This window comes from Kitasatospora sp. NPDC088160 (assembly GCF_044741445.1).
In the GTDB taxonomy this organism is placed as follows: Bacteria; Actinomycetota; Actinomycetes; order Streptomycetales; family Streptomycetaceae; genus Kitasatospora.
In genome coordinates, this window is record NZ_JBIUSS010000015.1 from 190,372 (window position 1) to 213,358 (window position 22,987).

At 74.6% G+C, this 22,987-nt stretch carries 24 protein-coding genes; 16 read left to right on the forward strand and 8 right to left on the reverse strand.

Going from position 1 to position 22,987, the window contains the following annotated elements:
* Positions 1-119 precede the first annotated feature (119 nt).
* The 4 genes from ACIOGZ_RS24135 to ACIOGZ_RS24150 all read left to right on the forward strand — a co-directional run bounded on the left by ACIOGZ_RS24135 (position 120) and on the right by ACIOGZ_RS24150 (position 3,526).
* On the forward strand, positions 120-932 hold the full coding sequence (locus ACIOGZ_RS24135) for a class I SAM-dependent methyltransferase (protein WP_400802710.1): 813 nt from the start codon (positions 120-122) through the stop codon (positions 930-932).
* Positions 933-1,134: 202 nt separating this feature from the next.
* Positions 1,135-1,815, forward strand: coding sequence for a DedA family protein (locus ACIOGZ_RS24140; RefSeq protein WP_400802708.1), 681 nt, complete (start codon positions 1,135-1,137; stop codon positions 1,813-1,815).
* Positions 1,816-1,923: 108 nt separating this feature from the next.
* Positions 1,924-2,592: an O-methyltransferase gene (locus tag ACIOGZ_RS24145; protein ID WP_363625476.1), complete on the forward strand. Its 669-nt coding sequence runs from the start codon at positions 1,924-1,926 to the stop codon at positions 2,590-2,592.
* 34 nt (positions 2,593-2,626) lie between these two features.
* On the forward strand, positions 2,627-3,526 hold the full coding sequence (locus ACIOGZ_RS24150) for a Gfo/Idh/MocA family oxidoreductase (protein WP_363629863.1): 900 nt from the start codon (positions 2,627-2,629) through the stop codon (positions 3,524-3,526).
* Positions 3,527-3,542: 16 nt separating this feature from the next.
* On the opposite strand, the gene ACIOGZ_RS24155 is transcribed toward ACIOGZ_RS24150, so the two are convergent.
* Together ACIOGZ_RS24155 and ACIOGZ_RS24160 are read right to left on the reverse strand one after the other, a co-directional pair.
* Positions 3,543-4,652, reverse strand: a complete 1,110-nt coding sequence (locus tag ACIOGZ_RS24155) for a hypothetical protein (protein WP_400802704.1) — start codon at positions 4,650-4,652, stop codon at positions 3,543-3,545.
* Between the two features lie 49 nt (positions 4,653-4,701).
* Entirely contained in the window at positions 4,702-4,899 is a 198-nt protein-coding gene (locus tag ACIOGZ_RS24160) for a hypothetical protein (protein WP_363629867.1), read from the reverse strand.
* A 39-nt stretch (positions 4,900-4,938) separates the two neighbouring features.
* On the opposite strand from ACIOGZ_RS24160, the gene ACIOGZ_RS24165 reads away from it, so the two are divergent.
* The 3 genes from ACIOGZ_RS24165 (at position 4,939) to ACIOGZ_RS24175 (ending at position 8,609) form a co-directional block, all read left to right on the forward strand.
* Positions 4,939-5,967 carry a phosphotransferase family protein gene (locus ACIOGZ_RS24165; RefSeq protein WP_400802701.1) on the forward strand — a complete coding sequence of 343 codons (1,029 nt, stop codon included), beginning with the start codon at positions 4,939-4,941 and terminating at the stop codon, positions 5,965-5,967.
* Positions 5,968-5,970: 3 nt separating this feature from the next.
* Entirely contained in the window at positions 5,971-7,182 is a 1,212-nt protein-coding gene (locus ACIOGZ_RS24170) for an acyl-CoA dehydrogenase family protein (protein ID WP_363584811.1), read from the forward strand.
* Between the two features lie 137 nt (positions 7,183-7,319).
* Positions 7,320-8,609 carry an alpha/beta hydrolase family protein gene (locus tag ACIOGZ_RS24175; RefSeq protein ID WP_400802698.1) on the forward strand — a complete coding sequence of 430 codons (1,290 nt, stop codon included), beginning with the start codon at positions 7,320-7,322 and terminating at the stop codon, positions 8,607-8,609.
* Between the two features lie 46 nt (positions 8,610-8,655).
* Here ACIOGZ_RS24175 and ACIOGZ_RS24180 read toward each other — a convergent pair whose 3' ends face one another.
* The 3 genes from ACIOGZ_RS24180 to ACIOGZ_RS24190 all read right to left on the reverse strand — a co-directional run bounded on the left by ACIOGZ_RS24180 (position 8,656) and on the right by ACIOGZ_RS24190 (position 11,236).
* Positions 8,656-9,627: an NADPH:quinone oxidoreductase family protein gene (locus ACIOGZ_RS24180; RefSeq protein WP_400329400.1), complete on the reverse strand. Its 972-nt coding sequence runs from the start codon at positions 9,625-9,627 to the stop codon at positions 8,656-8,658.
* On the reverse strand, positions 9,624-10,382 hold the full coding sequence (locus tag ACIOGZ_RS24185; RefSeq protein ID WP_363584868.1) for an SDR family oxidoreductase: 759 nt from the start codon (positions 10,380-10,382) through the stop codon (positions 9,624-9,626). Before ACIOGZ_RS24185 ends, ACIOGZ_RS24180 begins: the two co-directional genes overlap by 4 nt.
* Positions 10,383-10,477: 95 nt before the next feature.
* On the reverse strand, positions 10,478-11,236 hold the full coding sequence (locus ACIOGZ_RS24190; protein WP_400802694.1) for an SDR family oxidoreductase: 759 nt from the start codon (positions 11,234-11,236) through the stop codon (positions 10,478-10,480).
* Positions 11,237-11,443: 207 nt separating this feature from the next.
* Here ACIOGZ_RS24190 and ACIOGZ_RS24195 point away from each other — a divergent pair, with 207 nt between their 5' ends.
* From ACIOGZ_RS24195 to ACIOGZ_RS24215, 5 genes are all read left to right on the forward strand, one after another.
* Positions 11,444-12,073, forward strand: coding sequence for a TetR/AcrR family transcriptional regulator (locus ACIOGZ_RS24195; protein WP_363584819.1), 630 nt, complete (start codon positions 11,444-11,446; stop codon positions 12,071-12,073).
* Between the two features lie 98 nt (positions 12,074-12,171).
* Positions 12,172-12,801, forward strand: coding sequence for a maleylpyruvate isomerase N-terminal domain-containing protein (locus ACIOGZ_RS24200; RefSeq protein WP_400802691.1), 630 nt, complete (start codon positions 12,172-12,174; stop codon positions 12,799-12,801).
* 242 nt (positions 12,802-13,043) lie between these two features.
* Positions 13,044-13,634, forward strand: a complete 591-nt coding sequence (locus ACIOGZ_RS24205) for a GNAT family N-acetyltransferase (RefSeq protein WP_363584823.1) — start codon at positions 13,044-13,046, stop codon at positions 13,632-13,634.
* A gap of 199 nt (positions 13,635-13,833) precedes the next feature.
* Complete coding sequence (locus ACIOGZ_RS24210; protein ID WP_363584825.1) at positions 13,834-15,561, forward strand: cellulose synthase catalytic subunit; 1,728 nt, start codon at positions 13,834-13,836, stop codon at positions 15,559-15,561.
* A gap of 197 nt (positions 15,562-15,758) precedes the next feature.
* Complete coding sequence (locus ACIOGZ_RS24215; RefSeq protein WP_400987202.1) at positions 15,759-17,906, forward strand: acyltransferase family protein; 2,148 nt, start codon at positions 15,759-15,761, stop codon at positions 17,904-17,906.
* A gap of 91 nt (positions 17,907-17,997) precedes the next feature.
* Here ACIOGZ_RS24215 and ACIOGZ_RS24220 read toward each other — a convergent pair whose 3' ends face one another.
* A complete protein-coding gene (locus ACIOGZ_RS24220; protein ID WP_400987204.1) occupies positions 17,998-18,621 on the reverse strand; it encodes a hypothetical protein in 624 nt (207 codons plus the stop codon).
* 144 nt (positions 18,622-18,765) lie between these two features.
* Here ACIOGZ_RS24220 and ACIOGZ_RS24225 point away from each other — a divergent pair, with 144 nt between their 5' ends.
* From ACIOGZ_RS24225 to ACIOGZ_RS24235, 3 genes are read left to right on the forward strand one after another with little or no spacing between them, the layout of a single operon-like run.
* Positions 18,766-18,996, forward strand: a complete 231-nt coding sequence (locus tag ACIOGZ_RS24225) for a hypothetical protein (protein ID WP_363584831.1) — start codon at positions 18,766-18,768, stop codon at positions 18,994-18,996.
* Positions 18,997-19,021: 25 nt separating this feature from the next.
* Positions 19,022-19,528 (forward strand): hypothetical protein, encoded by a 507-nt coding sequence (locus ACIOGZ_RS24230; protein ID WP_400987207.1) that lies wholly within the window; start codon positions 19,022-19,024, stop codon positions 19,526-19,528.
* Complete coding sequence (locus tag ACIOGZ_RS24235; RefSeq protein WP_400987209.1) at positions 19,525-20,220, forward strand: class I SAM-dependent methyltransferase; 696 nt, start codon at positions 19,525-19,527, stop codon at positions 20,218-20,220. The genes ACIOGZ_RS24230 and ACIOGZ_RS24235 overlap by 4 nt, the downstream gene beginning before the upstream one ends.
* Positions 20,221-20,263: 43 nt before the next feature.
* Here ACIOGZ_RS24235 and ACIOGZ_RS24240 read toward each other — a convergent pair whose 3' ends face one another.
* Positions 20,264-20,737 (reverse strand): MarR family winged helix-turn-helix transcriptional regulator, encoded by a 474-nt coding sequence (locus ACIOGZ_RS24240; RefSeq protein ID WP_363584836.1) that lies wholly within the window; start codon positions 20,735-20,737, stop codon positions 20,264-20,266.
* 57 nt (positions 20,738-20,794) lie between these two features.
* Here ACIOGZ_RS24240 and ACIOGZ_RS24245 point away from each other — a divergent pair, with 57 nt between their 5' ends.
* The gene (locus tag ACIOGZ_RS24245; RefSeq protein ID WP_400987210.1) at positions 20,795-21,625 is read left to right on the forward strand and encodes an alpha/beta fold hydrolase; all 831 of its coding nucleotides are present in this window, start codon (positions 20,795-20,797) and stop codon (positions 21,623-21,625) included.
* 139 nt (positions 21,626-21,764) lie between these two features.
* Here the strand turns inward: ACIOGZ_RS24245 and ACIOGZ_RS24250 are convergent, their stop codons facing one another.
* Entirely contained in the window at positions 21,765-22,853 is a 1,089-nt protein-coding gene (locus ACIOGZ_RS24250) for an SDR family oxidoreductase (protein ID WP_400987212.1), read from the reverse strand.
* Positions 22,854-22,987: the final 134 nt, after the last annotated feature.

Consider the following 22,987-nt stretch of genomic DNA (forward strand, 5'->3'; position numbering starts at 1 on the left):
TGTCAGAATCGGCGGGTTCGGGCCGGAGCGTGGAGCACGTCGAGCGTGGAGCACGCCGAGCGCGGAACACGTCCGGCGCGGAGCAGGTCCAGCGCGGAGCACATCCGAAGGAGTGAGCGATGAACGGCGGGGAGCGGCCGGAGTTGGCGGAGGTGCCGGAGACGGCGTTGTGGACGCTGTGGCACCGCGCGGTGGAGGCGCGTCGGCCGGACACGGTGCTGGAGGACCCGAAGGCGGTCGAGCTGGTCGACCGGATCGACTTCCCGTTCGCGGAGCGCTTCGGGGAGGGCGCGCTGGTCAGCCAGTTGCAGGCGCTGCGGGCGGCCTGCTTCGACCGTGAGGTGGCGGACTTCCTGACCCGGTACCCGCGCGGCACCGTGGTCGGCCTCGGGGACGGCCTGGAGACCCAGGCGTGGCGGGTCGACAACGGCCGGGCGGACTGGCTGTCGGTGGACCTGCCGGAGACGGCCGCGCTGCGGGAGCGGCTGCTGCCGCCGGACGAGCGGCGCCGGATCCTCGCCTGCCCGGTCACCGACCCGGGCTGGATGGACGAGGTGGATCCGGCCCACGGGGTGATGATCTGCGCCGAGGGCCTGCTGATGTACCTGCGGCCGGAGGAGGTGCGGGCACTGATCGCGGCCTGCGCCGAGCGGTTCCCCGGCGGGTCGATGGTGCTGGACGCGGTGCCGCGCTGGTTCAGCGCCCGGACCGTCCAGGGCAAGCTGCGGACCCGGCACTACCAGGCCCCGCCGATGCCGTTCGGCATGGACGCGGACGAGCGCGGCAAGCTGGCCACCGCGCACCCGGCGGTGACCGACGTGCGCGAGGTGTACCCGGAGGGCGGGCGGGGCCTGCTCCGCGCCCTGCTGCCGCTCGTGCGCCGGGTGAACGCGCGGCCGTCCGTGGTCGCACTTCGCTTTGCCGGATCTTGAAGAACGGCTGGTCACGCGGGAACCATGGGGCACCACCGCACGTCGTAACCACGGGTGATCGGCCGGGGGGACAGGCCGCCCGGCACGTTAGGCTGCCCTTATGGGGAAGCGGCCGCGTTGCCGCCATCGGACAACTGCCGGAACCGGCGTGCGGCACCGCTGAGGGCCGCGCCGGCTCCGACCTGCCACGGAGGTACTGGCCTTGCACATCGACGCCTGGATCGAGAGCGTCCCACCGACCGCGGTGTACGCCCTGGTCGGCCTGATCATCGGGCTGGAGTCGCTGGGCATCCCACTGCCCGGCGAGATCGCGCTGGTCACGGCCACCCTGATGGCGGTCAAGGGTGTGGTGAGCCCGGAGTGGATCGCGGTGGTCGCGATCCTCGGGGCGATCATCGGCGACTCGATCGGCTACTCGATCGGCCGCAAGGGCGGCAAGCCGCTGTTCGAGAAGCTCGGACGGAAGTTCCCCAAGCACTTCGGGCCGTCCCACCTGGCGACCGCCGAGCGCTCCTTCCAGAAGTGGGGGATGTGGGCGGTCTTCTTCGGCCGCTTCATCGCCCTGCTGCGCATCTTCGCCGGGCCGCTCGCCGGCGCGCTGAAGATGCCGTACTGGAAGTTCCTGATCGCCAACGTGCTCGGCGGCATCGTCTGGGCCGGCGGCACGACACTGCTGGTCTACAAGGTCGGCAAGAGCATCGAGCCCTGGCTGTCCCGGTTCTCCTGGGCGGGCCTGGCCGCGGCGGTGCTGATCGGCGGCGCCTCGGCCTGGTTCATGAAGCGCCGGGCCGCCAAGACCCACGCCAAGATCGAGGCGGAGGAGGCGGCCGCCGCGGCGAGCGCCGCCAAGGCGCCCGTCGCCAAGGCGCCCGTCGCGGAGTAAGCGGAGTAAGCGGAGTGACGAGGCGTCTGCACTGAGCACGGCGGGGCTGTCGGGCCCCCGGAGTAGCATCGGCGGGTACCTGCCGATCATGCACAACTGGAGGGCCCGATGACCCAGTCGACGTGGGATGCCGTGGACGCGTACTTCTCCGAGCAGCTGGTGGGGCACGACCCGGCGCTGGCCGCCGCGGCCGCCGCCGCCGACGCGGCCGGGCTGCCGAAGATCGCCGTCGCCCCCAACCAGGGCAAGCTGCTGCACCTGCTGGCGCTGACCCAGGGCGCGCGGCGGATCCTGGAGGTCGGCACGCTCGGCGGGTACAGCGCGATCTGGCTCGCCCGGGCGCTGCCCGCGGACGGCACCCTGATCACCCTGGAGATCGACCCGAAGCACGCCGAGGTCGCCCGGGGAAACATCGCGCGCGCAGGGCTGGAGAAGGTCGCCGAGGTGCGGCTCGGCCGGGCCGCCGACTCGCTGGCCGCGCTGGTGGAGCAGGGCGTGGAGCCCTTCGACCTGGTCTTCATCGACGCGGACAAGCCCAGCAACCCCGAGTACTTCCGGCGGGCGCTCCAGCTGACCAGGCCGGGCTCGCTGATCATCGTCGACAACGTGGTGCGCGGCGGCGCCGTCGCCGACGCGGACAGCACCGACCCGGCCGTGGTCGGCACCCGGGCCCTGCACGACCTGATCGCCGCCGAGCCGAGGGTCACCGCCACGTCGGTGCAGACGGTCGGCAGCAAGGGCTACGACGGCTTCACGCTGGCCCGCGTACAGGGCTGAACCTTTTCAAGTACCACGGAGGAACGGAGACATCGTGCGGATCGGACTGCTGGGCGCCGGCCCCTGGGCGGAGCGGGTGCACGCACCCGTCCTCGCCGAGCACCCCGGGCTGGAGTTCACCGGCGTCTGGGCCCGCCGGCCCGAGGCGGCCACGGCCCTCGGCGGGGCGTACGGCGTCCCCGGGTACGCGGACCTCGACCAGTTGCTCGCCGAGGTGGACGCGGTCTCGATCGCGCTGCCGCCGACCGTGCAGGCGGGCCTCGCGGTTCGGGCCGCCGAGGCGGGCTGCCACCTGCTGCTGGACAAGCCGATCGCGCTGACCGTGCCGGACGCGCAGGCCGTGGCCGAGGCCGTCCGGGCCCACGGGGTCGCCTCCGTGGTCTTCTTCACCGTCCGCTTCGGCGGGGAGCAGATCCCGTGGATCGAGCAGCAGGCGGCGCTGGGCGGCTGGTTCACCGGCCGCTCGGACTGGCTCGGCTCGGTGTTCGCCCCCGGCAGCACCAGCCCGTACGCGGCCTCGCCGTGGCGCGAGGAGAAGGGCGCGCTGTGGGACGTCGGCCCGCACGCGCTGTCGGTGCTGCTGCCGGTGCTCGGCGACGCGACGCAGGTCACGGCGGTGGCCGGCCCGTTGGACACCGTCCACCTGGTGCTGCGGCACGCCGACGGCGCCTCCAGCACCCTGGCGCTGAGCCTGACCGCGCCGGTCGGCGCCGGTGGCGCCGGCCTGGAACTGCGCGGCGAGCACGGCATCGCCCACCTGCCCGAGCGCGGCGAGGGCCCGGCCGCCGCCCTGCACCGCGCCCTGGACGCCCTCCAGGCCTCGGCCGCCACCGGCCAACCGCACCCCTGCGACGCGGAGTTCGGCCTGCGCGTGGTCGAAATCCTGGCCGGCGCCGACCACTCCCTGGCCACGGGCGCACCGGTCGCGGTCTGACGCCCGTCGACGGAGGTCAGACCGGCGGCAGGGTGGGGTTGGTCGGGCCCGGGCGGCGGTCGGTGGGGCGGGCCGGAGGGATGACGGGGGCGTGGAAGTCGCGCGGCCCGGTCCACAGGGCGGGGACGGCGTCGCCGCGGCGGGCGAGTTCGTAGGCCAGCGCCTCGTAGTTGACGCGCCAGCCGTGGAAGTGCTGCCAGGCCTCGTCGACCGGGCGCTCGCGGGGGAAACCGGCGGACGTGATCATGGCGACGGCGCCGATGTACTCGGTGTAGGTCAGGCGGATCGGGACGTCCGGGTCCGGGTCCGGGTCGAAGTCGATCCGCACGGAGCGGCCGATGTCGCGCAGCGCGGTGAAGCCCGCGCGCAGCACCAGGCGGGCCTCGGGCGGGGCCGAGCGCGGGCAGAGCGCCAGGTGGAGGGCGGCCGCGTCGAGCACCGCGATCAGGCCGACCACCCAGCTGCGGTTCGGCTGCGGGGAGCGGAAGGACAGCAGCACCGGGTAGTTGGAGTGGCTCTCGCCGATGTCGGCGGCCAGCCGTTCCCAGTCCCGGTAGAGCTGGGGGAGCGCGGTCTCGGTGTCGACGAGGGACTGCCGGGCCAGCAGCTCCGGGCCCCAGGCGGGCTCGCCGGCCCGGGACTGGAGGAGCGTCACCTCGGTCTCCCGCCGCTGGTAGGCGGCGTAGAGGGTGGGCAGGTAGGCGATCTGGAGGGCGATCACCAGCGGCCCGCTGGCGGCGGCCATGAAGTCGATCGCCGAGAGTTGCAGGCGCTCGCCGCTGGCGTAGCCGAGGGTGAAGAGGCTGGATCCGGCCTCCCGGATGGCCACCGACCAGCTGAGCTCGGACGTGCCGTGCAGCAGCAGGGTGTAGGCGAGCAGCATGCCGCTGAGCCACACCCCGAGCATGCCGAGCAGGATCAGCGGTGCCAGCCAGGTCAGGGCCCGGTCCTGCGCGTAGTAGCCGCGGAACGGAGTCGCGTAGAGCCGGAGCACGGTCCGCAGCACCCGCCAGAGGCGCTGCACCAGCGCCGAGTACAGCCCGCGCGGGACGACCAGCGTGCGCAGGATGCTGCCGACGATGAGCAGGAGCAGCAGGGCGCCGGCCAGGGTGTGGATCATCCTCATGGCGCCATTGTGGCGGTCCGGCGGAGCAGTTGCGGCGCGGGGCGCTGGGTTATGGGGTGGCGGAGGCCAGGTGCCGCTGGAATGCCTCGGCGGCGATGGTGCAGAAGCGCCTGATCCGGTTCGAGGAGCCGGGCGCGCGGATGTGTTCGTGGCGCTCGTGGTCCCAGAGGCCCCAGGGCGCTTTCCAGGGCTCGTGGCGTGCGGGGTGGCATTGACAGCGGGCGGCGTCCGGCTGAATGCTAAGCAAGCGCTTAGTCAACGAGGCCACACCCCGAGGAGCTGCCCGATGCCCGAGACCCCCGCCGAGCCGCCCGGGCTGGACCTCGCCCGCCTCCGCGCCTACCTGGACCGCGAGCTGCCCGGGCTCGTCCAGGGCCCGCTGCGGGCCGACCTCATCGAGGGCGGCCGCTCCAACCTCACCTACGTCCTCACCGACGGCACCGACCGCTGGGTGCTGCGCCGCCCGCCGCTCGGACACGTCCTGGCCACCGCGCACGACATGGGCCGCGAGTACCGCGTCATGACCGCCCTGCGCGACACCGACGTGCCCGTCCCCCGCACCCTGCTGCTCGATCCCGGCACGGAGGTGCTCGGCGCCCCCTGGTACCTGATGGAGTTCGTCCCCGGCCTCGCGCACCGGGCCCGTGCCCCGTTCGCCGCCCTCGGCGAGCAGCGGGTCCACGCCCTCGGCCGACGGCTGGTCGACACCCTCGCCGCCCTGCACCGGATCGACCCGGCCGACGTCGGCCTCGTGGACTTCGGCCGCCCCGACGGCTACCTGGAGCGCCAACTGAGGCGCTGGTCCACCCAGTTGGCGAACTCCCGCAGCCGCGAACTGCCCGACGTGGAGCGGTTGCACGCCCTGCTCGCCGAGCGGCGGCCGATCTCCCCGGCGCCCGCCCTGGTGCACGGCGACTACCGGCTGGACAACGTGCTGGTCGGCGACGGTGACGCGATCACCGCCGTGCTGGACTGGGAGATGTCCACCCTCGGCGACCCGCTCACCGATGTCGGCCTGCTGGTGATGTACACCGAGGTCGCCGGCGTCGGCGGCGGCATCATCCCCTCCGCCGCGACCGCCCCCGGCTTCCCGAAGCCGGACGAACTGGTCGCGTACTACGCAGAGTTGACCGGCCGCCAGGCCGCCGACCTGGACTGGTACGTCGCCTTCGCCTCCTTCAAGCTCGCCGTCGTCGCCGAGGGCATCCACTACCGCTACCAGCAGGGCCGCACCCTCGGCGCGGGCTTCGAGCGGGCCGGCGAGATGGCCCCGATCCTCGCCCGGTACGGCCTGAGCACCCTCAAGGAGCACTGACCGATGGACTTCGCCTACGACGCCCGCACCGACGAACTCCGCGAGCAGCTGCTGGCCTTCATGGACCAGCACGTGCACCCGGCGGAGGCGGCCCTCGCGCAGCAGCTCGCCGACCCGGCCCGCGAGGCCTGGAGCATCCCGCCCGTGGTCGCCGAACTCCAGGCCGAGGCGCGCAAACAGGGCCTGTGGAACCTCTTCCTCCCCGGGGAGGGCGGCGCCGGCCTGACCAACCTCCAGTACGCGCCGCTCGCCGAAATCACCGGCCGCAGCCCGCACTTGGCTCCGCCCGCGCTCAACTGCGCGGCCCCCGACACCGGCAACATGGAACTGCTCGCCCAGTTCGGCACCGCCGAGCAGCGCGAGCGCTGGCTGCGCCCGCTGCTGGACGCCGAGATCCGCTCCGCCTTCGCGATGACCGAGCCCGAGGTCGCCTCCTCGGACGCCACCAACATCGCCACCCGGATCGAGCGCGACGGCGACGAGTACGTCGTCAACGGCCGCAAGTGGTACATCACCGGGGCGATGAACCCGCAGTGCCGGATCCTCATCGTGATGGGCAAGACCGACCCGGCCGCCGAACCGCACCGCCGGCAGAGCATGGTGCTCGTCCCGCGCGACACCCCCGGCGTCACCGTCAGGCGCGGCATGACGGTCTTCGGCTACGACGACGCGGACCACGGCGGCCACGCCGAGGTGTTGTTCGAGGACGTCCGCGTCCCGGTCGGGAACCTGATCGGGGAGGAGGGCGCGGGCTTCGCCATCGCCCAGGCCCGGCTCGGCCCCGGCCGGATCCACCACTGCATGCGCGCGATCGGCATCGCCGAGCGCGCCCTGGAGCTGATGTGCCGCCGGGTGAACGGGCGGGTCGCCTTCGGCCGGCCGCTCGCCGAGCAGGGCGTGGTGCAGGACTGGATCGCCGAATCCCGGGTCAGGATCGAGCAGTTGAGGTTGCTGGTGCTCAAGACCGCCTGGCTGATGGACACCGTCGGCAACCGGGGCGCGCACACCGAGATCCAGGCGATCAAGATCGCCACCCCGCGCACCGTCGAGTGGATCCTCGACAAGGCCGTCCAGGCGCACGGCGCCGCGGGCGTCAGCCAGGACACCCCGCTCGCGCAGCTCTGGGCCGGCAACCGCACCCTGCGGCTGGCCGACGGCCCGGACGAGGTGCACAAGCGCTCGCTGGCCCGGCGGGAGCTGCGGCGGCACCCGTAGGGGTGTCATACCGGAGTACTCAGGGGCGGGTTGGCTCCTGGGTATGACGGCTGCGGCCCGCCCCCGCCCGTACTGTCCTGATCAGCAGGTCGGCAGATCAGAAGGCCGGCAGGTCGACGGGGACGAGGAGAGACATCATGGGCGGGCGGGGACGGGCCGCGGCGGCGGTACTGCTGGCGGCGACGGCGGTGCTCGGAGTGGTCGGCGCCCCCGGGGTGGTGGCGGCAGCACCGGCGCCCGGGGCGGACGGCGGCGGCGAGCGGCAGGCCCGGGCCTGGCTGCCGGAGCCCACCGGGCCGTACCCGATCGGCACCACCACGCTGCACCTGACCGACGCCGGGCGGGAGGACCCCTGGAAGCCTGGGCAGCGCCGCGAGCTGATGATCAGCCTCTGGTACCCGACCGCCCGCCCGGCCACCGGCGCCGACCGCGCCCGGTACATGGCGCCCGCCGCCGGCGAACACTTCGGCACCGAGGGCAGCATCGGCCAGGCGAACTACGGCGCCACGCCCGGCCGCACCGACTGGGCGGGCATCCGCACCCACGCCCGGACCGACGCCCCCGCCCTGCCCGGCGGCCCGCGTCCGGTGGTGCTGTACTCGGCCGGCCTCGGCGACCCGCGCACCTGGGGCACCGGGCTGGTCGAGGACCTGGCCTCGCGCGGCTACGTCGTGGTCACGCTGGACCACACCTACGAGGCCTCCGAAGTCGCCTTCCCCGACGGGGAGCTGGCCACCTCCGTGTTCCCCGCGCTGGTCGGACAGCCCGGCCTGGACATCGGCGCGGTGCTGCGCAAGTCGATGCGGACCAGGGTCGACGACACCCGCTTCGTACTGGACGAACTCGGCGGTCTGCGCCTGGACCCACGGCTGCCGGCCGGTCTCGCCGCCTCGCTGGACCTCGACCGGATCGGCATGGTCGGCCACTCGGCGGGCGGCTTCACCGCCCTCCAGGCCATGCACGACGACCCGCGCATCGCGGCCGGCGTCAACCTGGACGGCCAACTGCACTTCCCCGGCCCCGACGGTCACACCGGGGTGTACCTGCCCAGCGTCGCCCAGGACGGCCTGGACCGCCCGTTCCTGCTGATGGGCACCCGCAACGAGGACTCCGGGGACCACCACCGGCAGCCCGGCTGGGACGCCCTCTGGCAGCACAGCACCGGCTGGCACGCCGACGTCACGCTGAACGGCTCCCGGCACGGCTCCTACACCGACGCGCAGTCCCTGCTGCCCCAGCTCGCCCGGCAGGGCGCGATCACCCCGGAGCGGCTGAGCGCCGACGTCGGCGACATCCGCCCCGACCGGGCGGTGCTCGCCACCCGCTCCTACGTCGCGTCCTTCCTCGACCGCTGGCTGCGCGGACACGACGACCACCTGCTGGACGGGCCCTCGGCGCGCTTCCCGGAGATGGAGTACGCGCGGTAGGGCAACATCCGCCGACCACCGCACCGCGCTCCCGTCGAGCCTGCCGTCAGTCTCCGAGGACGGCGATCCGGCCGGTGCTGCGCCCGTCGGCGACGAGCTGGACGGCGTCGGCGGCCCCGGTGAGCGGCACCCGGGCGCTCACCAGGGGGCGGACCACCCCTTGGGCGGCGAGGCGGGTCAGTTCGTCGTGGGCGGCGCGGACGGCCTGCGGGTCGTGGGTGTTGTAGAGGCCCCAGTGCAGGCCGAGGATGGCGTAGTTCTTCACCAGCGCGTGGTTGAGCGCCGGCGCCGGAATCCGGCCGGCGGCGAAGCCGACCACCACGATCCGGCCCTCGAAGGCGACGCACTTGGCGGAGCCGGTGTAGGCGTCCCCGCCGACCGGGTCGAAGACCACGTCCGCGCCGCGCCCGCCGGTGAACTCCTTGACGGCGGCGACGAAGTCCCCGGCCGTCCGGTCCACCACCAGGTCGGCGCCGAGCGCCCGGGCCGCCTGCGCCTTGGCGGGGCCGCCGACCACGGCGACCACCCGGGCCCCGGCGGCCCGGCCCAGCTGGACCGCCGCGCTGCCCACGCCGCCCGCCGCCGCGTGCACCAGCAGCGTCTCGCCGGTCGCCAGTCGGGCCCGGCGGTGCAGGGCGAACCACGCGGTCTGGTAGCCGATGTGCAGCGCGGCCGCCTCGGCGTCGTCCAGCGCCCCGGGAGCGGGGAAGGCGGCGGCCGCGTCCAGCAGCGCGTACTCGGCGAAGGCGCCGTGCGGCAGCACCGGGTTGCCGATCAGCCGCTCGCCCCGCCGCGCGCCGTCCGCCACCTCGCCGCACAGCTCCACGCCGGGCGTGAACGGCAGCGGCGGGCGGACCTGGTACTGGCCGCGCACCATCAGCGCGTCCGGGAAGTTGACCGCCGCGGCCCGCACCCGGACCAGCAGCTGCCCCGGCCCGGCCACCGGCCGCGGCACCTCCTCGGCCAGCCGCATCACCTCGCCCGGCTCGCCGAGCCGCTCCACCTGCCAGGCCCTCACAGCGCCTCGCTCCTCTCCAGCCCCTGCTGGAGCCGGTTCATCCCGTTGATCCAGCGGTCCGGTTCGGTGGCCCGGACCCGGTAGTACTCGGCGACCTCGGGGTGCGGCAGGATCAGGAAGCGGCCCTCGCGCAGCCCGGCCAGCGCCGCCTCGGCGACGTCCTCCGGGTCCAGCGCGGTGGGCGCGAGCAGGGCCTCGCCGACCGCGCCGGTCGAGGCGAGCATGTCGGTGCGCACGCCCTGCGGGCAGAGCGCGTGCACCCGGACGCCGCGGTGGCGGTACGTCGCGGAGAGCCATTCGGCGAAGGCGAGCGCGCCGTGCTTCGTGACCGCGTACGGGGCCGATCCCAACATGGTGAGCAGCCCGGCGGCGGAGACCGTGGCGAGGAAGCGACCGCCGCCGCGCTCCAGCCAGCGGGGGAGCAGCAGGTCGGCGGCCCGGACGTGGGCGAGGACGTTGACCTCCCAGGCGCTCGCCCAGGCCGCGGCGGGCGCGTCGGCCCCGCCGACCGGGGCGACGCCCGCGTTGGCGCACCACACGTCGATCTCGCCGAGCGCGGCCCGGGCCTGCCCGACCAGGGCGGCCAGCCCCTCTGGGGAGGCGGCGTCCCCGGGGGCGGCGGTGCCGCCGCAGTCCCCGGCGACGGCGCGGGCGGCGCCGGCGTCCAGGTCGTTGACCACCACCCGGGCGCCGGCCGCGGCGAAGGCCCGGGCCAGGGCGGCGCCGATGCCGCGCCCGCCGCCGGTCACGACCACGCCCTGGCCGGCGAAGTCCGTCGCCGGAGCGTCCGTGTCCGCTGTGTCCGTTGCCGGGGCCTCCTGGCCCTCTGCCTCCGCGTCCGCCGCGCCGCTCACAGGCCGCCGCCGAGGGTGACGCCGCCGTCGACGACCAGGGTCTGGCCGGTGATCCAGGCGGCGTCCGCGGAGAGCAGGAAGGCGACCGCGCCCGCGACGTCCTCGGGCACGCCGAGCCGGCCGAGCGGGTAGGCGGCGGCGACCTGATCCTCCCGGCCCTCGTACAGGGCCTCGGCGAACCTGGTCTTGACCACGGCGGGGGCGACGGCGTTGACCCGGATGCCCTGGCCGCCCAGCTCGGCGGCGAGTTCGGTGGTGAGCCGGATCAGTGCGGCCTTGCTGACCCCGTACATGCCGATCCCGAGCGAGGAGCGGATGCCCGCGACGGAGGCCACGTTGACCACCGAGCCGCCGTGCTCGCCCATCCAGGCGGCGTGCGCGCGGCGGGTCCAGGCCAGCGGGGCCAGCACGTTGACGGCGAGGATCTTGGCGGCGGCGGCCTCGTCGGTGTCGAGGACCGGGCCGTAGAGGGGGTTGATGCCGGTGTTGTTGACCAGGTGGTCGAGCCGGCCGAAGGCCTCCAGGGTGCGGGCGACGGCCTCCTCCTGGTGGACCGGGTCGTCGGTCTTCCCGGCGACGGCGATGGCGTTCTCCGGCCCGCCCAGGTCGTGGACGGCCTCGGCGAGCGGCTCGGGGTTGCGGGCGGTCAGGCAGACCTTGGCGCCGCGGGCGACCAGCTCGCGTGCGATGCCGAGGCCGATGCCCCGGCTCGATCCGGTGACGACGGCCACCCGGCCCTTGAAGGAGTGCGCCACGGAGGGTCCTGCCTTTCGCACGGAACGTTCGACGGGGGTGCCGGGTGGACGGAGACGCCGGTTCGGCGGGGGTGCCTGGTCGGCGGGTGTGCCGGCCCATCGGCTGACTAAGCGCTTGCTCAGCATGGTGTCGGTGCGGGAGCCTGTCAACAGTCCGTCGACCGGGCGGCGGGAATGTGTGTACGAGTTCTCTGGGAGGATGGCGCCATGACCAGCACGCCCATCGCCGACCTCTGGCGCACCCTGCCCGGCGGCGCCGACTCCCGCCCCGAGGCGGCGTACCGGCTGCTCCAGGCGGCCGTCGAATCCTTCGCGGAGCGCGGTTTCCACGCCACCACCACCCGGGACATCGCCACCGCCGCCGGGATGAGCCCGGCGGCGCTGTACATCCACTACCAGTCCAAGGCCGCGCTGCTGGCGGAGATCAGCCAGGCCGGGCACGCGGCCACGCTGGAGCTGGTCCGGGCGGCGGCGTCCGGCGAGGGCGGCCCGGTGGACCGGATGCGCCGGCTGGTCGAGGAGTTCACCGCCTGGCACGCCCGGGCCCGTACGGTCGGCCGGGTGGTCAACTACGAACTGCACGCGCTGCCCGAGGACGCCTACGCGGTGGTCGCGGCGCTGCGGCTGGACATCGAGCGCGAGGTCAGCGCGCTGATCGAGGCGGGCGTGAGGGCCGGTGTCTTCCAGGTGTCCGAGGTTCGGACGGCGGCCCGCGCGGTCACCTCGCTGGGCATCGACGTCTCCCGCTGGTTCACCGACCGCTCCACCGAGACGCCGGATGAACTCGGTGGTCGCTACGGCGAGTTGGTGCTGCGGATGCTCGGCGCCCGGATCTGATCCGCCGGGCCGACCGGCCAGTCCTCGACTTTCCGGACGTCCTCGGCCGGCGGCCGGTAGGATGACAACTCAGTTGCCATGTGCTCCGAGGAGGACCGATGACGCGTCAGACCGACGATGTTCCCGCCCTGCTGACCGAGGCCTGGGCCTCCTGGGCGGAACGCGGCGCGGCCCTGGACGAGGCGTCGTGGGGGCTCGCCACCCGGTTGCCCGGCTGGACCGTCCGGGATCTGTACGCGCACGTGGCGCCGGTGCCGGAGATGTTCGCCGGGCTGCGCGGGGCCCTGGTGGACGGCCCAGCCGAGGTGGCCACCGGGGTCGGCATCCTGCGGGCCTACAACCGGCCGGGCGGGATCGCGCACACCGCCGCCGAGCAGGTCGCCGAGGCGGCGAAGCAGACCGCCGCGGCGGCCGAACCGGCCGAGCTGGTCGCCCGGTTCGGGGCCGAGGGCCCGGCGGCCCTGGCCGGCATCGCCGACCTGTCGCCCACCGCCGCGGTGGCCCACCCGCTGCTCGGCTCGGTGACGGTCGGCGCGCTCGGCGAGGTGGCGCTGATGGAGGCGACCGTCCACCTGCTCGACCTGATCGCGGCGATCGGTGGCCCGCCGCCGTCCGACGGCGCCCTGCACTTCACCCGCACCCTGCTCGCCGAGGTCGCCGACCCGGTGGCCTTCATCGAGGGGGCGGCCGGTCGCGGCACCACGGCGGTCCTGCCCGTCATCCGCTGACGCCGGGGCGCGGCGCGTAGGCCGCGACGGCGGAGCCGGCGGAACTGTGCCCGGGGTGGACGGCGGCCGGGCCCGCGCCCCGTCGGCCGGGCCTGTGGGGGCCGTCGCCGCAGGTCCCGGGTCTCGGGGCCGGTTCGCGGGCTGTGGCACGATGCCCGCAGGCCGGTCACCAGGGACGGCCCGCGCCACGCCGCAGGCACGAGCGGCGGGCGGTTCCACCGCACGCAGAATGAGGACCCGCCATGTCCGAGACCATCCCCAGCCACGCCCGGCCCACCGGGCAGCCCGCCTTCCGCCCCGCCACCCTCGCCGACGTACCGGCGCTGGTCGAGCTGGTCGAGTCCGCCTACCGCGGCGACGCCAGCCGGGCCGGCTGGACCACCGAGGCGGACCTGCTGGAGGGCCAGCGCACCGACGCCGAGGGCGTCGCCGAGGTCATCGGCCGCTCCGACGGGGTGCTGCTGGTCGCCGAGCGGGACGGCCAGTTGGTCGCCTGCTGCCAGCTGGAGCACCGCGGGGACCGCGCGTACTTCGGCATGTTCTCGGTGCGCCCCGGGCTCCAGGGCGGCGGCCTCGGCCGGGCCGTGCTCGCCGAGGCCGAGCGGCTGGCCGGCGAGGAGTGGGGCGTGGGCGAGCTGGAGATGACCGTGATCGAGCAGCGCGCCGACCTGATCGCGTGGTACGAGCGGCGCGGCTTCCGCCGGACCGGGGTCTTCACCCCGTTCCCGTACGGCGACGAGCGTTTCGGTGTCCCGCTGCGCCCTGATCTGCGGTTCGAGAAGCTGACGAAGGAGCTGACGAAGGCGCTGAACGGGTCGCTGGAGGAGGCCTGACCGACGGGGTGCGGGCCGGCGGTGCTCGGGGTCGAATCCATGATCGCTTGACGGTTCGTCGGTACGTGATGCCATGTCAAGTCACTGACCAGGGGCGATGCGGAGATGTCATACCTCGTTCATGATTGGTCTAGGCCAATGTGAGAGGCTGAGGGCGAACGGCCACGTTCCGTCCCATGCCCAGGGGGGCCACTTCCGCATGCCCGTACTCCATGGCACCGCCATGCCCGCGCCCGAGGCCGGCCCGCGCCGGATCCCCGCGGACCCCGACCTCCGCCTGCCCAGCCCGCCCGACGACGAGGAGCTCTACTGGTACTTCGGCCCGCAGCGCCGCTGGGTGCTGCTCTGCGCCACCCTCTCCTACGCGGGAGCCACCGCCACCCTCGGCCTGTTCGCCCTCAGCCGGCCGCTGCTCTGGCCCTTCCTGGTGCTCACCGTGCTCAACGCGGCCACCTGGCTGCTCTCGCTCACCGACGGCCAGCGCGCCCGCCGCTACACCCGCGACTCGCACGACCTGCTGATGCGCGCCTGGCAGCCCGCCCGCCACCCGAGCGTCGACCTGCTGCTGCCGACCGCCGGCGAGCCGCTGGCCGTCCTGGAGAACGCCTACCGCCACACCGCCGCCGTCCAGTGGGCCGGCGCGCTGACCGTCATCGTCCTCGACGACGCCGCCCGCCCCGAGGTGCGCGAACTCGCCGAGTCCTACGGCTTCCAGTACCGGGCCCGCCCCGACCGCGGCCGGTTCAAGAAGGCCGGCAACCTCAACCACGGCCTGGCCGAGGGCAACGGCGAGATCGTCGCCGTCCTGGACGCCGACTTCTGCCCCCGCCCCGACTTCCTGCACCACCTGGTGCCCTACCTCGACAACCCCGAGGTCGGCATCGTGCAGAGCCCGCAGTGCTTCGACACGGACGCCGACATGTCCTGGCTCGAACGCGCCGCGGGAGCCACCCAGGAGATCTTCTACCGCTGGATCCAGCCCTCCCGGGACGCGCAGGACGGCACCGTCTGCTGCGGCACCAACGCCCTCTACCGCCGCGCCGCACTCATGCGCGTCGGCGGCTTCGCCGAGATCGACCACAGCGAGGACCTCTACACCGGCCTCTCGCTCGCCCGCGCCGGGTGGACCACCCGGTACGTGCCCGCCCTGGTCGCCAAGGGCATGTCGCCCACCGGCCTCCCGGCCTTCATCAGCCAGCAGTACCGCTGGTGCCTCGGCTCCCTGGCGCTCGTCCGCGACCCGGACTTCCGCCGCGGACCGCTCCCTCGCTCCGCCCGGCTCTGCTTCTGGAACGGCATCCTCGGCTACGTCACCAGCGCGGTGAACGTCTTCGCCGTCCCGCTGCCGGCCCTGATCATGCTGTTCTTCGCCCCCGGTGAGATCCAGCCGTGGCAGGTGCTGCCGTTCCTGCCGCCGATCTGGGTCTCGCTCGTCCTGCTGCCCGCGATGTCCCGCACCCGCTGGCGCTTCGAGGTCACCCGGGTCCAACTCCTCGGCGGACTCTGCCACGTGGTCGCCATCGCGCACGCGCTGCGCCGCCGCAGTGCCGACTGGGTGCCCACCGGCGCCGTGTCGGGCGGCAGTTCACTGGCCAAGGCGGTCGCCCGGATCGGCGTCGGCTGGCTGGGGTTCGTCGTCCTCGCGGGCATCGCCGGACTCGTGCGCGCGGCCGTGCTGTACGGCTGGCAGCCCTACTGGGCGCTCACCGCGCTGCTCGCGCTCACCGCGTACACCATGATCCCGCTGATCCGGTCCCTGTGGCCGCTCCTGCGCGGTGGCAACGGGGCCGCCGTCGGAGAGGTCGCCCCGCCCGTGCGGCGCCGGTCCGACCTGGGATTCGGCCACGCGGAGGCCGTCGCCGTCACCGCCGTGCTGCTGCTCTGTGGGCTGCTGGCCTCCGGCTGGGCCGATCCGCTGATCTTCTGACGCTCCGTCAACTCCGCTCGTCGATTCCACTCCATCAACTCCTGACGTCAAAGTCGATGTCTGACGACCCATCAACTTCGTTCGGATCCACCGCGTTTCCCAGCGCGTCGCCCCACCGGCGCGGATGCGCCGCCCGGCCGCCCCATCGGCCCGGCGGTCCCGACCACCCGCTGCCTGCCCCTGCGAGGAGCACCGCCGTGTCAACGGCCGTACCACCACCGTCGTCGTCCCCTTCCTCTCCTGCCGCCACCGCCTCGGCCGAGCTGCTGCCCGGCGTCGTCCGAATGGACCGGCAGGCCGCGCCCGAGCGGCGCCCCTCCGCAGAAGCCGTCGCACCGCCGCAGGCCCAGCGGCGCACCGGCTTCCGCCCCGACATCGAGGGCCTGCGCGGCGTCGCCGTCCTCTCCGTCCTCGCCTACCACGCCGCCGTTCCCGGCTTCGCCGGCGGCTACGTCGGCGTCGACGTCTTCTTCGTCATCTCCGGCTTCCTCATCACCGGACTGCTGCTCGGCCGCCCGATCGGCCTGTGGGACTTCGCCGCCCGCCGCGCCCGCCGCATCCTGCCCGCCGCCGCCACCGTCCTGGTCGCCACCGCCGTCGCCGGTGGCGCGCTGCTCGACCCGCTGCGCGGCACCGACCTCGCCCGCGACCTGATGGCCTCCGCCGGACAGTTCGTCAACTGGCGCTTCGTCGGCCAGCAGACCGACTACCTGGCCGCCGAACACGCCCCGAGCCCGCTCCAGCACTTCTGGTCGCTCGGCGTGGAGAACCAGTTCTACCTGCTGTGGGGCGTTCTGCTGCTCGGCCTCGCCCGCTTCCTGCACGGCCGCCGCCGCACCGTCGCGATCACCCTGGCCACCACGGCCATCGGCGCGGTCTCGTTGCTGCTGTGCGTCCGGTGGACGGCGACCTCGGCGCCGCTCGCCTACTTCTCCACCGGCAGCCGGCTCTGGGAGTTCGCGGCCGGCGCGTGCGCGGCGCTGCTCGCCGGCGCGCTGGCCGGCCGCACGCAGCGGCGCGGGACGGCCTGGTCGCTGCGACTGCTCGGCTGGGCCGGCGCCGCCTCCGTCCTCGCGTCGATCCTGCTCTACGACCGGAACACCCCCTTCCCCGGCACCGCCGCGCTGGTGCCCGTCCTCGGCGCCGCCGCCGTCCTGCTCGCCGGCCCCGCCCACCGCGCGCTCGGCGCCACCGACGCCGGGCGCCTCCTCGACAGCCGCCCGCTGCGCGCCGCCGGACGCCTGTCGTACGCCTGGTACCTCTGGCACTGGCCGGTGCTGACCATCGCCCAGGCCCGCTACGGCGCCCTGCCCTGGACCACCCTGGCCGCCCTCGCCGCAGCCAGCGCGCTGCCCGCCTGGCTCACCATGCGGCTCGTCGAGCAGCCGCTGCGCTACGGCAGCAGCCCGGCGCCGCGCCGGGGCCTCGCGGTCGGCGCAAGTGCCCTCGTCATCCCGCTGATCGCCGCCCTCACCCTGGGTGGCGGCACGGTCCGCGCCCTCGGCGGCACCGCCGACACCCCCTCCGCCGCCCCGGCCGGGGCCCCGACCGGCCCCACCCTGCTCGCCCCCGGCGCGCGGGTGCTCGGCCTGACCCCCTCGCTGGCCCGCGCCCGGGAGGACTTCCCGCCCGGCAAGGGCTGCGAGATCCCGCTGAACGCGGACAGCAGCCCGCGCTGCCTGTTCGGCGCCGAGGACAGCCCCGACCGGATCGTGCTGCTCGGCGACTCGCACGCCGGCCAGTGGATATCCTCCGCACTCGCGATGGCCGAGCAGCGGCACTGGGCCCTGGAGGTCCTGGTCAAGCCCGGCTGCCCGCTCGCCACCCTCACCGTGCGCAACAACGTCCTCGGCCGCACCTTCGAGGAGTGCGACCGCTGGCGCGAGAACACCCTCACCCGGCTCACCTCCGGGCCCAGGCCGCGCCTCGTCCTGATGGCCGGCCTCAACCGCTACGGCAGCCAGGAGGAACGCACCCAGGGCTGGACCCGCACCCTGGACCGCCTCGCCGCCGTCGGCGCCCCGCTCGCCTACCTCGGCGACACCCCGATGCCCGGCAAGGACATCCCGACCTGCCTCGCCGCATCCGACGGCCGCTCGGACGCCTGCTTCTTCCCGCGCGACACCGCCTTCGAGTCGGACCCGATGCTCGACGGCGGCCTCGCCGCCCGCTACGGCGTCCGCACCCTGGACCTGGGCCCGCTGCTGTGCCCCGGCAGCGGACCGGACTGCCCGGCGGTGCTGGAAGGCGTGGTGCTGTACCGCGACACCGGCCACATCACCGACACCCTGGCCCGCGTCCTGGCGCCGCGCCTGGACAAGGGAATCCTGGAGGCGGCCGGGTAGCGCGGTTCCACCGCCTGGGGCGCCCCGCCGGATCGGTCCGGCGGGGCGCCCTCGTCGTGCGGGTGCGGGTGCGGCCGCCGCAGGCGTTTTTTCAGCCGTAGATGCTGTGGCAGAGGCGGGCCTGCTCCGAGCCCGCGGGCCAGCGGCCGACGCGTTCGGCCTGGTCGCAGATGCCGCCCGCGCCGAGGGTGGGCAGCGCCGTGCCGGAGGCCGGAGCCGCCGGGGTGGCGCCGGCGGGGGAGGCGCCGTGGGCCGACGGCGAGGGGTGCGCGGTGCGGCCGGGCTTCGGGTGCGCGGTCGCCGCGTGCTGCGCGTCGGCCGGCTCGTCCTCGTTCGGCGCGGCCGCCGCCGTGGCCGTGGCCAGGGCCGGTCCGGCGCCCTGTGGCGTGGGCGGCGGCAGCGGGGACGGCGCGGGCGTGGTGGGGAGCGGGGAGAACGCGGGCGGGTCCGGAGCCGCCGGGTCGGACGCGGAGGGGGAGGCGTGCGGCAGGGCCACCACGTCCAGCTCGTCTCCCGCCCCCGGCCCGCACATCGCCAGGACGGCGGCGAGGACGGCGACGGTCCCGACGGTCGCGGCGGCCCACACCTTCCGCGACCGCCGCGACGCCGGTGCGGGCGCCGGAACGGGGGCCGGCGCGAACCCGGTGGGTACCGGGGGTGGCTGCCACGCGTCCTGCGGCCACTGCCACTGTCCTCCGGTGGGCTGCCCAGTCATCTTGTCGTCCTTCCAGCGCCGAACCCCCCACCGAATCCCCCGTCATGCCTTCCCCGTGCTCAACGAGCGCGCCGACGCCGGGACATGACCCGGAAGAGGGGTCTGGAGGGGCGCCGATTGCCGCCGCGCCACATGCTGGGGGGCATGGAGACCAACAGCACGTCCAAGCACCTGGTCGAGGTGGCCGACTTCCGGACCGACAGCCGCTACCGCCTGGTCCACTTCGAGGGCCACGGCTGGGAGCCGCTCGCCCCCGAGGAGTTCGAGCCCCGGATCCGCCAGCTCTTCCCGGACCTCGACCCGCGCGATCCGGTCCGCGTCCACTGGGCGGATCGCCCCTGGGAGTGGCCCCTCTGGCACCCCGGCGAGGCGTGAGCCGCGCTTTCGTTACGCTGTCCGGGTGAGCGTGGATCATTTCTGGCGCCGCCTGCCCGGCCAGGAGGTCGACACCTGCTCGCCGGCGGAACTCGGCGAGCTCGTCCCCGACCGGCAGGACGTCCGCTACGACCAGCTGGCCTCCGCCGGGCTCCTCCTGGGCGTGCGGAGCACCGCCCGGCTGATGGAACTGGCCCTCACCGAGAACGGCCTGCACCCCGACCCGGCCGCCCGCCTGCCCGTGTACGGCGGCGAGCGCCGTGAACCCGACGCCGCGCAGACCGATCCGCTGGTGCTGAGCCCCGCGCAGGTCGCGGACGCCTTCACCTTCCTGCGCGACTCGGCGCTCGGCGAACTCGTGCGCCAGCAGGACACCGTGCTGGCCCGGACGGTCGCGCGCCTCGGGTACCCGACGCCGTGGTCCGAGACCTGGGCGTCCCGGGTGGTCGCCGACCTGCGGGAGCTGCGGGACTTCTTCGCCCACGCGGCGGCGGCCGGTGACGCGGTGGTCGTCCGGGACCGGAAGGCATGATCGGGGTGGACGAGTTGGGCGGGGTGGAGGACGTGAAAGGGGTGGGCGGGGTGGAGGACGTGAAAGGGGTGGACGGGGTGGAGGACGTGAAAGGGATGGACGGGCTTTCGAGCACCGCCGGTTACGCCGAGGCGGCGGAGGAACTCGCCGTCCAGTACGAGAGCGTGACCTTCGCCGAGGTCCACGCGGACCTGCTGCACAGCTACCCGCCCCCGCCCGCCGCCGTCCTCGACGTGGGGGCCGGCACCGGGCGCGACGCGGCCGCCCTCGCCGCCCTCGGCCATCCGGTGGTGGCCGTCGAGCCGACCGCCGAACTCCGTTCCGTCGCCGAGCGGTTGCACGTGGGCTCCGGCGTGCGCTGGGTCGCCGACGCGCTGCCCGAGCTGCCGCGGCTGAGCGCCGGCGCCGAACGCTTCGACCTGGTCCTGCTGACCGCCGTCTGGATGCATCTCGCCCCCGCCGAGCGGCCGTTGGCGATGGCCGCCCTCGGTCGGCTGCTGGCCCCGGGCGGGCGCCTCGCCCTGACCCTGCGCCACGGCCCCGTCCCGCCGGGCCGCCGGATGTTCGACGTCCCGCCCGAGGAGACCGTCGCGCTCGCCGCCGCCCGGGGCCTGCGACTGCTCCACCGCGCCGAACGCGGCGACCTGCACGGCCGGTCCGGCGTCCGCTGGACGAGCCTGGTCTTCGGGTAGGCCGCTCTCCTGCGGTCCGGGCCGCGCCTACGCGGTACGGGGGTCAGTTCACGTCGACGTTGTCGAAGAGTTCGAGCATCTGCGTGAGGACGTGTACGCAGGCGGTCAGGTCGGCGTCGGTCAGCTCGCCGCCGACCTGGCGGAGCAGGGCGTGCTCGCGGGCGCTCGCGGCGGAGACGGCGGCCCTGCCGTGGTCGGTCAGCCGGATCAGCGAGGACCGCTGGTGGGCGGGGTTCGGGGTGATCTCGACCAGGTCCAGGGCTACCGCGTCGTTGACCATGCGTTGCACGAACTGCCTGCTCAGCGCTTGTGCGCGGCCCATCTGAGGGACGGTCATGGGCCCGTGCTCCGCGAGCAGGAGCAGCACGGCGCGCACGCCGACGGACAGCCCCTCGATGGGAGCCGCGAGTTCCACCTTGCGGAGCACCCGCCGGTACAGCGGGCCGACCAGGTCGAACACGTCCATGAGCCGGTGGGCGAGGACGTCGGGCGGGAGCGGGGCATCGGTATCGGTCACCCCGTCATCATGGCACCTGGGTTGCCAATCCTCGCGGGGGATGACAACTTGGTTGTCATGACTGACGCATCTGACGTGTTCTCGTTCGACGACGGCCGCAGCCACCTCGCCTACCGTGACACCGGGTCGGGCCGACCCCTGGTGCTGGTGCACGGCGGCCTGCTCGACCACCGCATGTGGAGCGACCAGATCGCCGCCTTCGCGGCCGACTACCGGGTGATCGCGCCGGACGCCCGCGGCCACGGCGGATCCTCCAACGCGACCGGCCCGTTCCGGCACACCGACGACCTCGCGGCCCTGCTGCGCCACCTCGGCACCGGCCCCGCGATCCTCGTCGGGCTGTCGATGGGCGGCGCCATCGCCGTCGACACCGCGCTCGAACACCCGGACGTGGTCGAGGCGTTGGTCGTCAGCGGCGTCGGCACCAGCGAACCCGAGTTCAAGGACCCGTGGCTCGGCGAGATCGAGGCCGAGGAGGCCCGCGCCATGGCCGCGGGCGACCTCGAAGGCTGGATCACGGCGTTCACCCGGCTCGCGGCCGGCCCGCACCGCACCCTCGACGACGTCGACCCGGACATCGTGCGCACGTTGAAGGACATGACCCGGCGAACCCTCGCCAAGCACACCCCCACCGAACCCGACCACCAGGTGCCCGTCACCGACACCTGGGCGCGGGCGGCGAAGATCGGCGTCCCGGTGCTGGCCATCAACGGCGGCATCGACTCCGACGACCACCTCGGCATGGCCGAACGCCTCGTCCGCAGCGTCGCCGACGGCCGTACGGCGACGGTTGACGGCACCGGCCACTACCCCAACATGGAACGCCCGGACGCCTTCAACGAGCTCCTCGACGACTTCCTCCGGACCCTGCCGGTGCACGAGGGCTGACGGTGGATCCTGCTCACGGGCGCCTTCCGGATGGAGTCTCACCCCAAGGCTGACAGCGGCAGTTCGCCACCGGCTGGCCGGCCGACCGGCCAGCCGGGCCGCTTCGCGCTCGTCATGGACCCGCACGGCGCGCCGTGGTTCACCGGGGCGGGGCGCCGAAGTCCTCGGCGACCAGCCGGTCGGCCCAGCGCCGGAGGGCCGGGGCGAGGGGCGGGTGGACGAGGCCGGCGGCGGTGGCGAGGCGGTCGGCGGAGGTGGTGTCGTAGCGGTCCTCGGAGAGGAAGCCGAGGGTCTCCGGGTCGGCGCCGGTGAGGGCGCGGGGGAGGCGGCGGACGATGGCGACGGGGACCAGGCCGCGGGGCGGGCGGACGCCGAGGTGGGCGGCGATGAGCGTGATCAGGTCCGGGAGCGCGGGGGTGGCGGGGTCGAGGACGGTGTGGGCCATCAGGGCGGAGCCGTCGGGTGCGGGGGTGGTGGCGCTGTCGTGCGCGGGGACGGCGGCGAGGAAGCGGGCCAGGTGGTCGACGGTGACCACGGGCAGGAAGGTGCGGCGGGTGCCGGGCAGCAGCGGCAGGCGGCCGCGGTGCAACTGGCGGACGAGCTGGGCCAGGCCGAGGTACTGGCCGGCCTCGCCGGTCCGCGAGTGGCCGATGACGCTGCTGGGGTTGACGGTGGTCAGCGGGACGCCGAGTCGGGGTGCGGTGACCCGGACGGCGGCGTCGCCGAGCAGCTTGGAGGCCTCGTACGCGCCGAGGCGCGCGTAGGCGGCGGTGGTGGCGCGGGGACTGGGCGGGTACTGCGGCTGCGGGTCGCGGCCGACGCGGTAGCCGGAGAGGTGGACCAGGCGGCGCAGCCGGGGCCGGGTGGCGGACCAGTGGAGGGCGTGCAGTGCGCCGTGGACGTTGGCGGGTTCGGCCTGGTCGCGGGTGAGGCCGAACTGGTAGCGGGCGGCGAGGTTGTGGACGTCGCGGACCTCGGTGAGCCGGGCGTCGTCCTCGGGGGAGAGGCCGAGGCCGGGGCGGGTGAGGTCGGCGGCGACGGTGGTCAGCGCGGTGTCGTCGGCGTCGTGGGTGCGCAGCCAGCGGCGTAGTTCGGTGTCGCGGCCGAGGCCGCGCACGGCGGCGGCCACGGGCTCGCCGCGGGTGAGGAGTTCGAGGACGAGCCAGCGGCCGAGGAAGCCGGTGGCGCCGAGGACGAGGGTGCGGGGCGATGGCGGGAGGGGCGGCATGGGGCAACTCCTGACGCTGGAATCTGTAGACCGGTCTGCATATTTTTCGGGCGCGAGGAAACTTCGGGCACGGGAGATTCGGGCACAAGGAATCGGGAGGGTCGGAAGGGCGGAGCCGCGCACCGGCCGGCGGC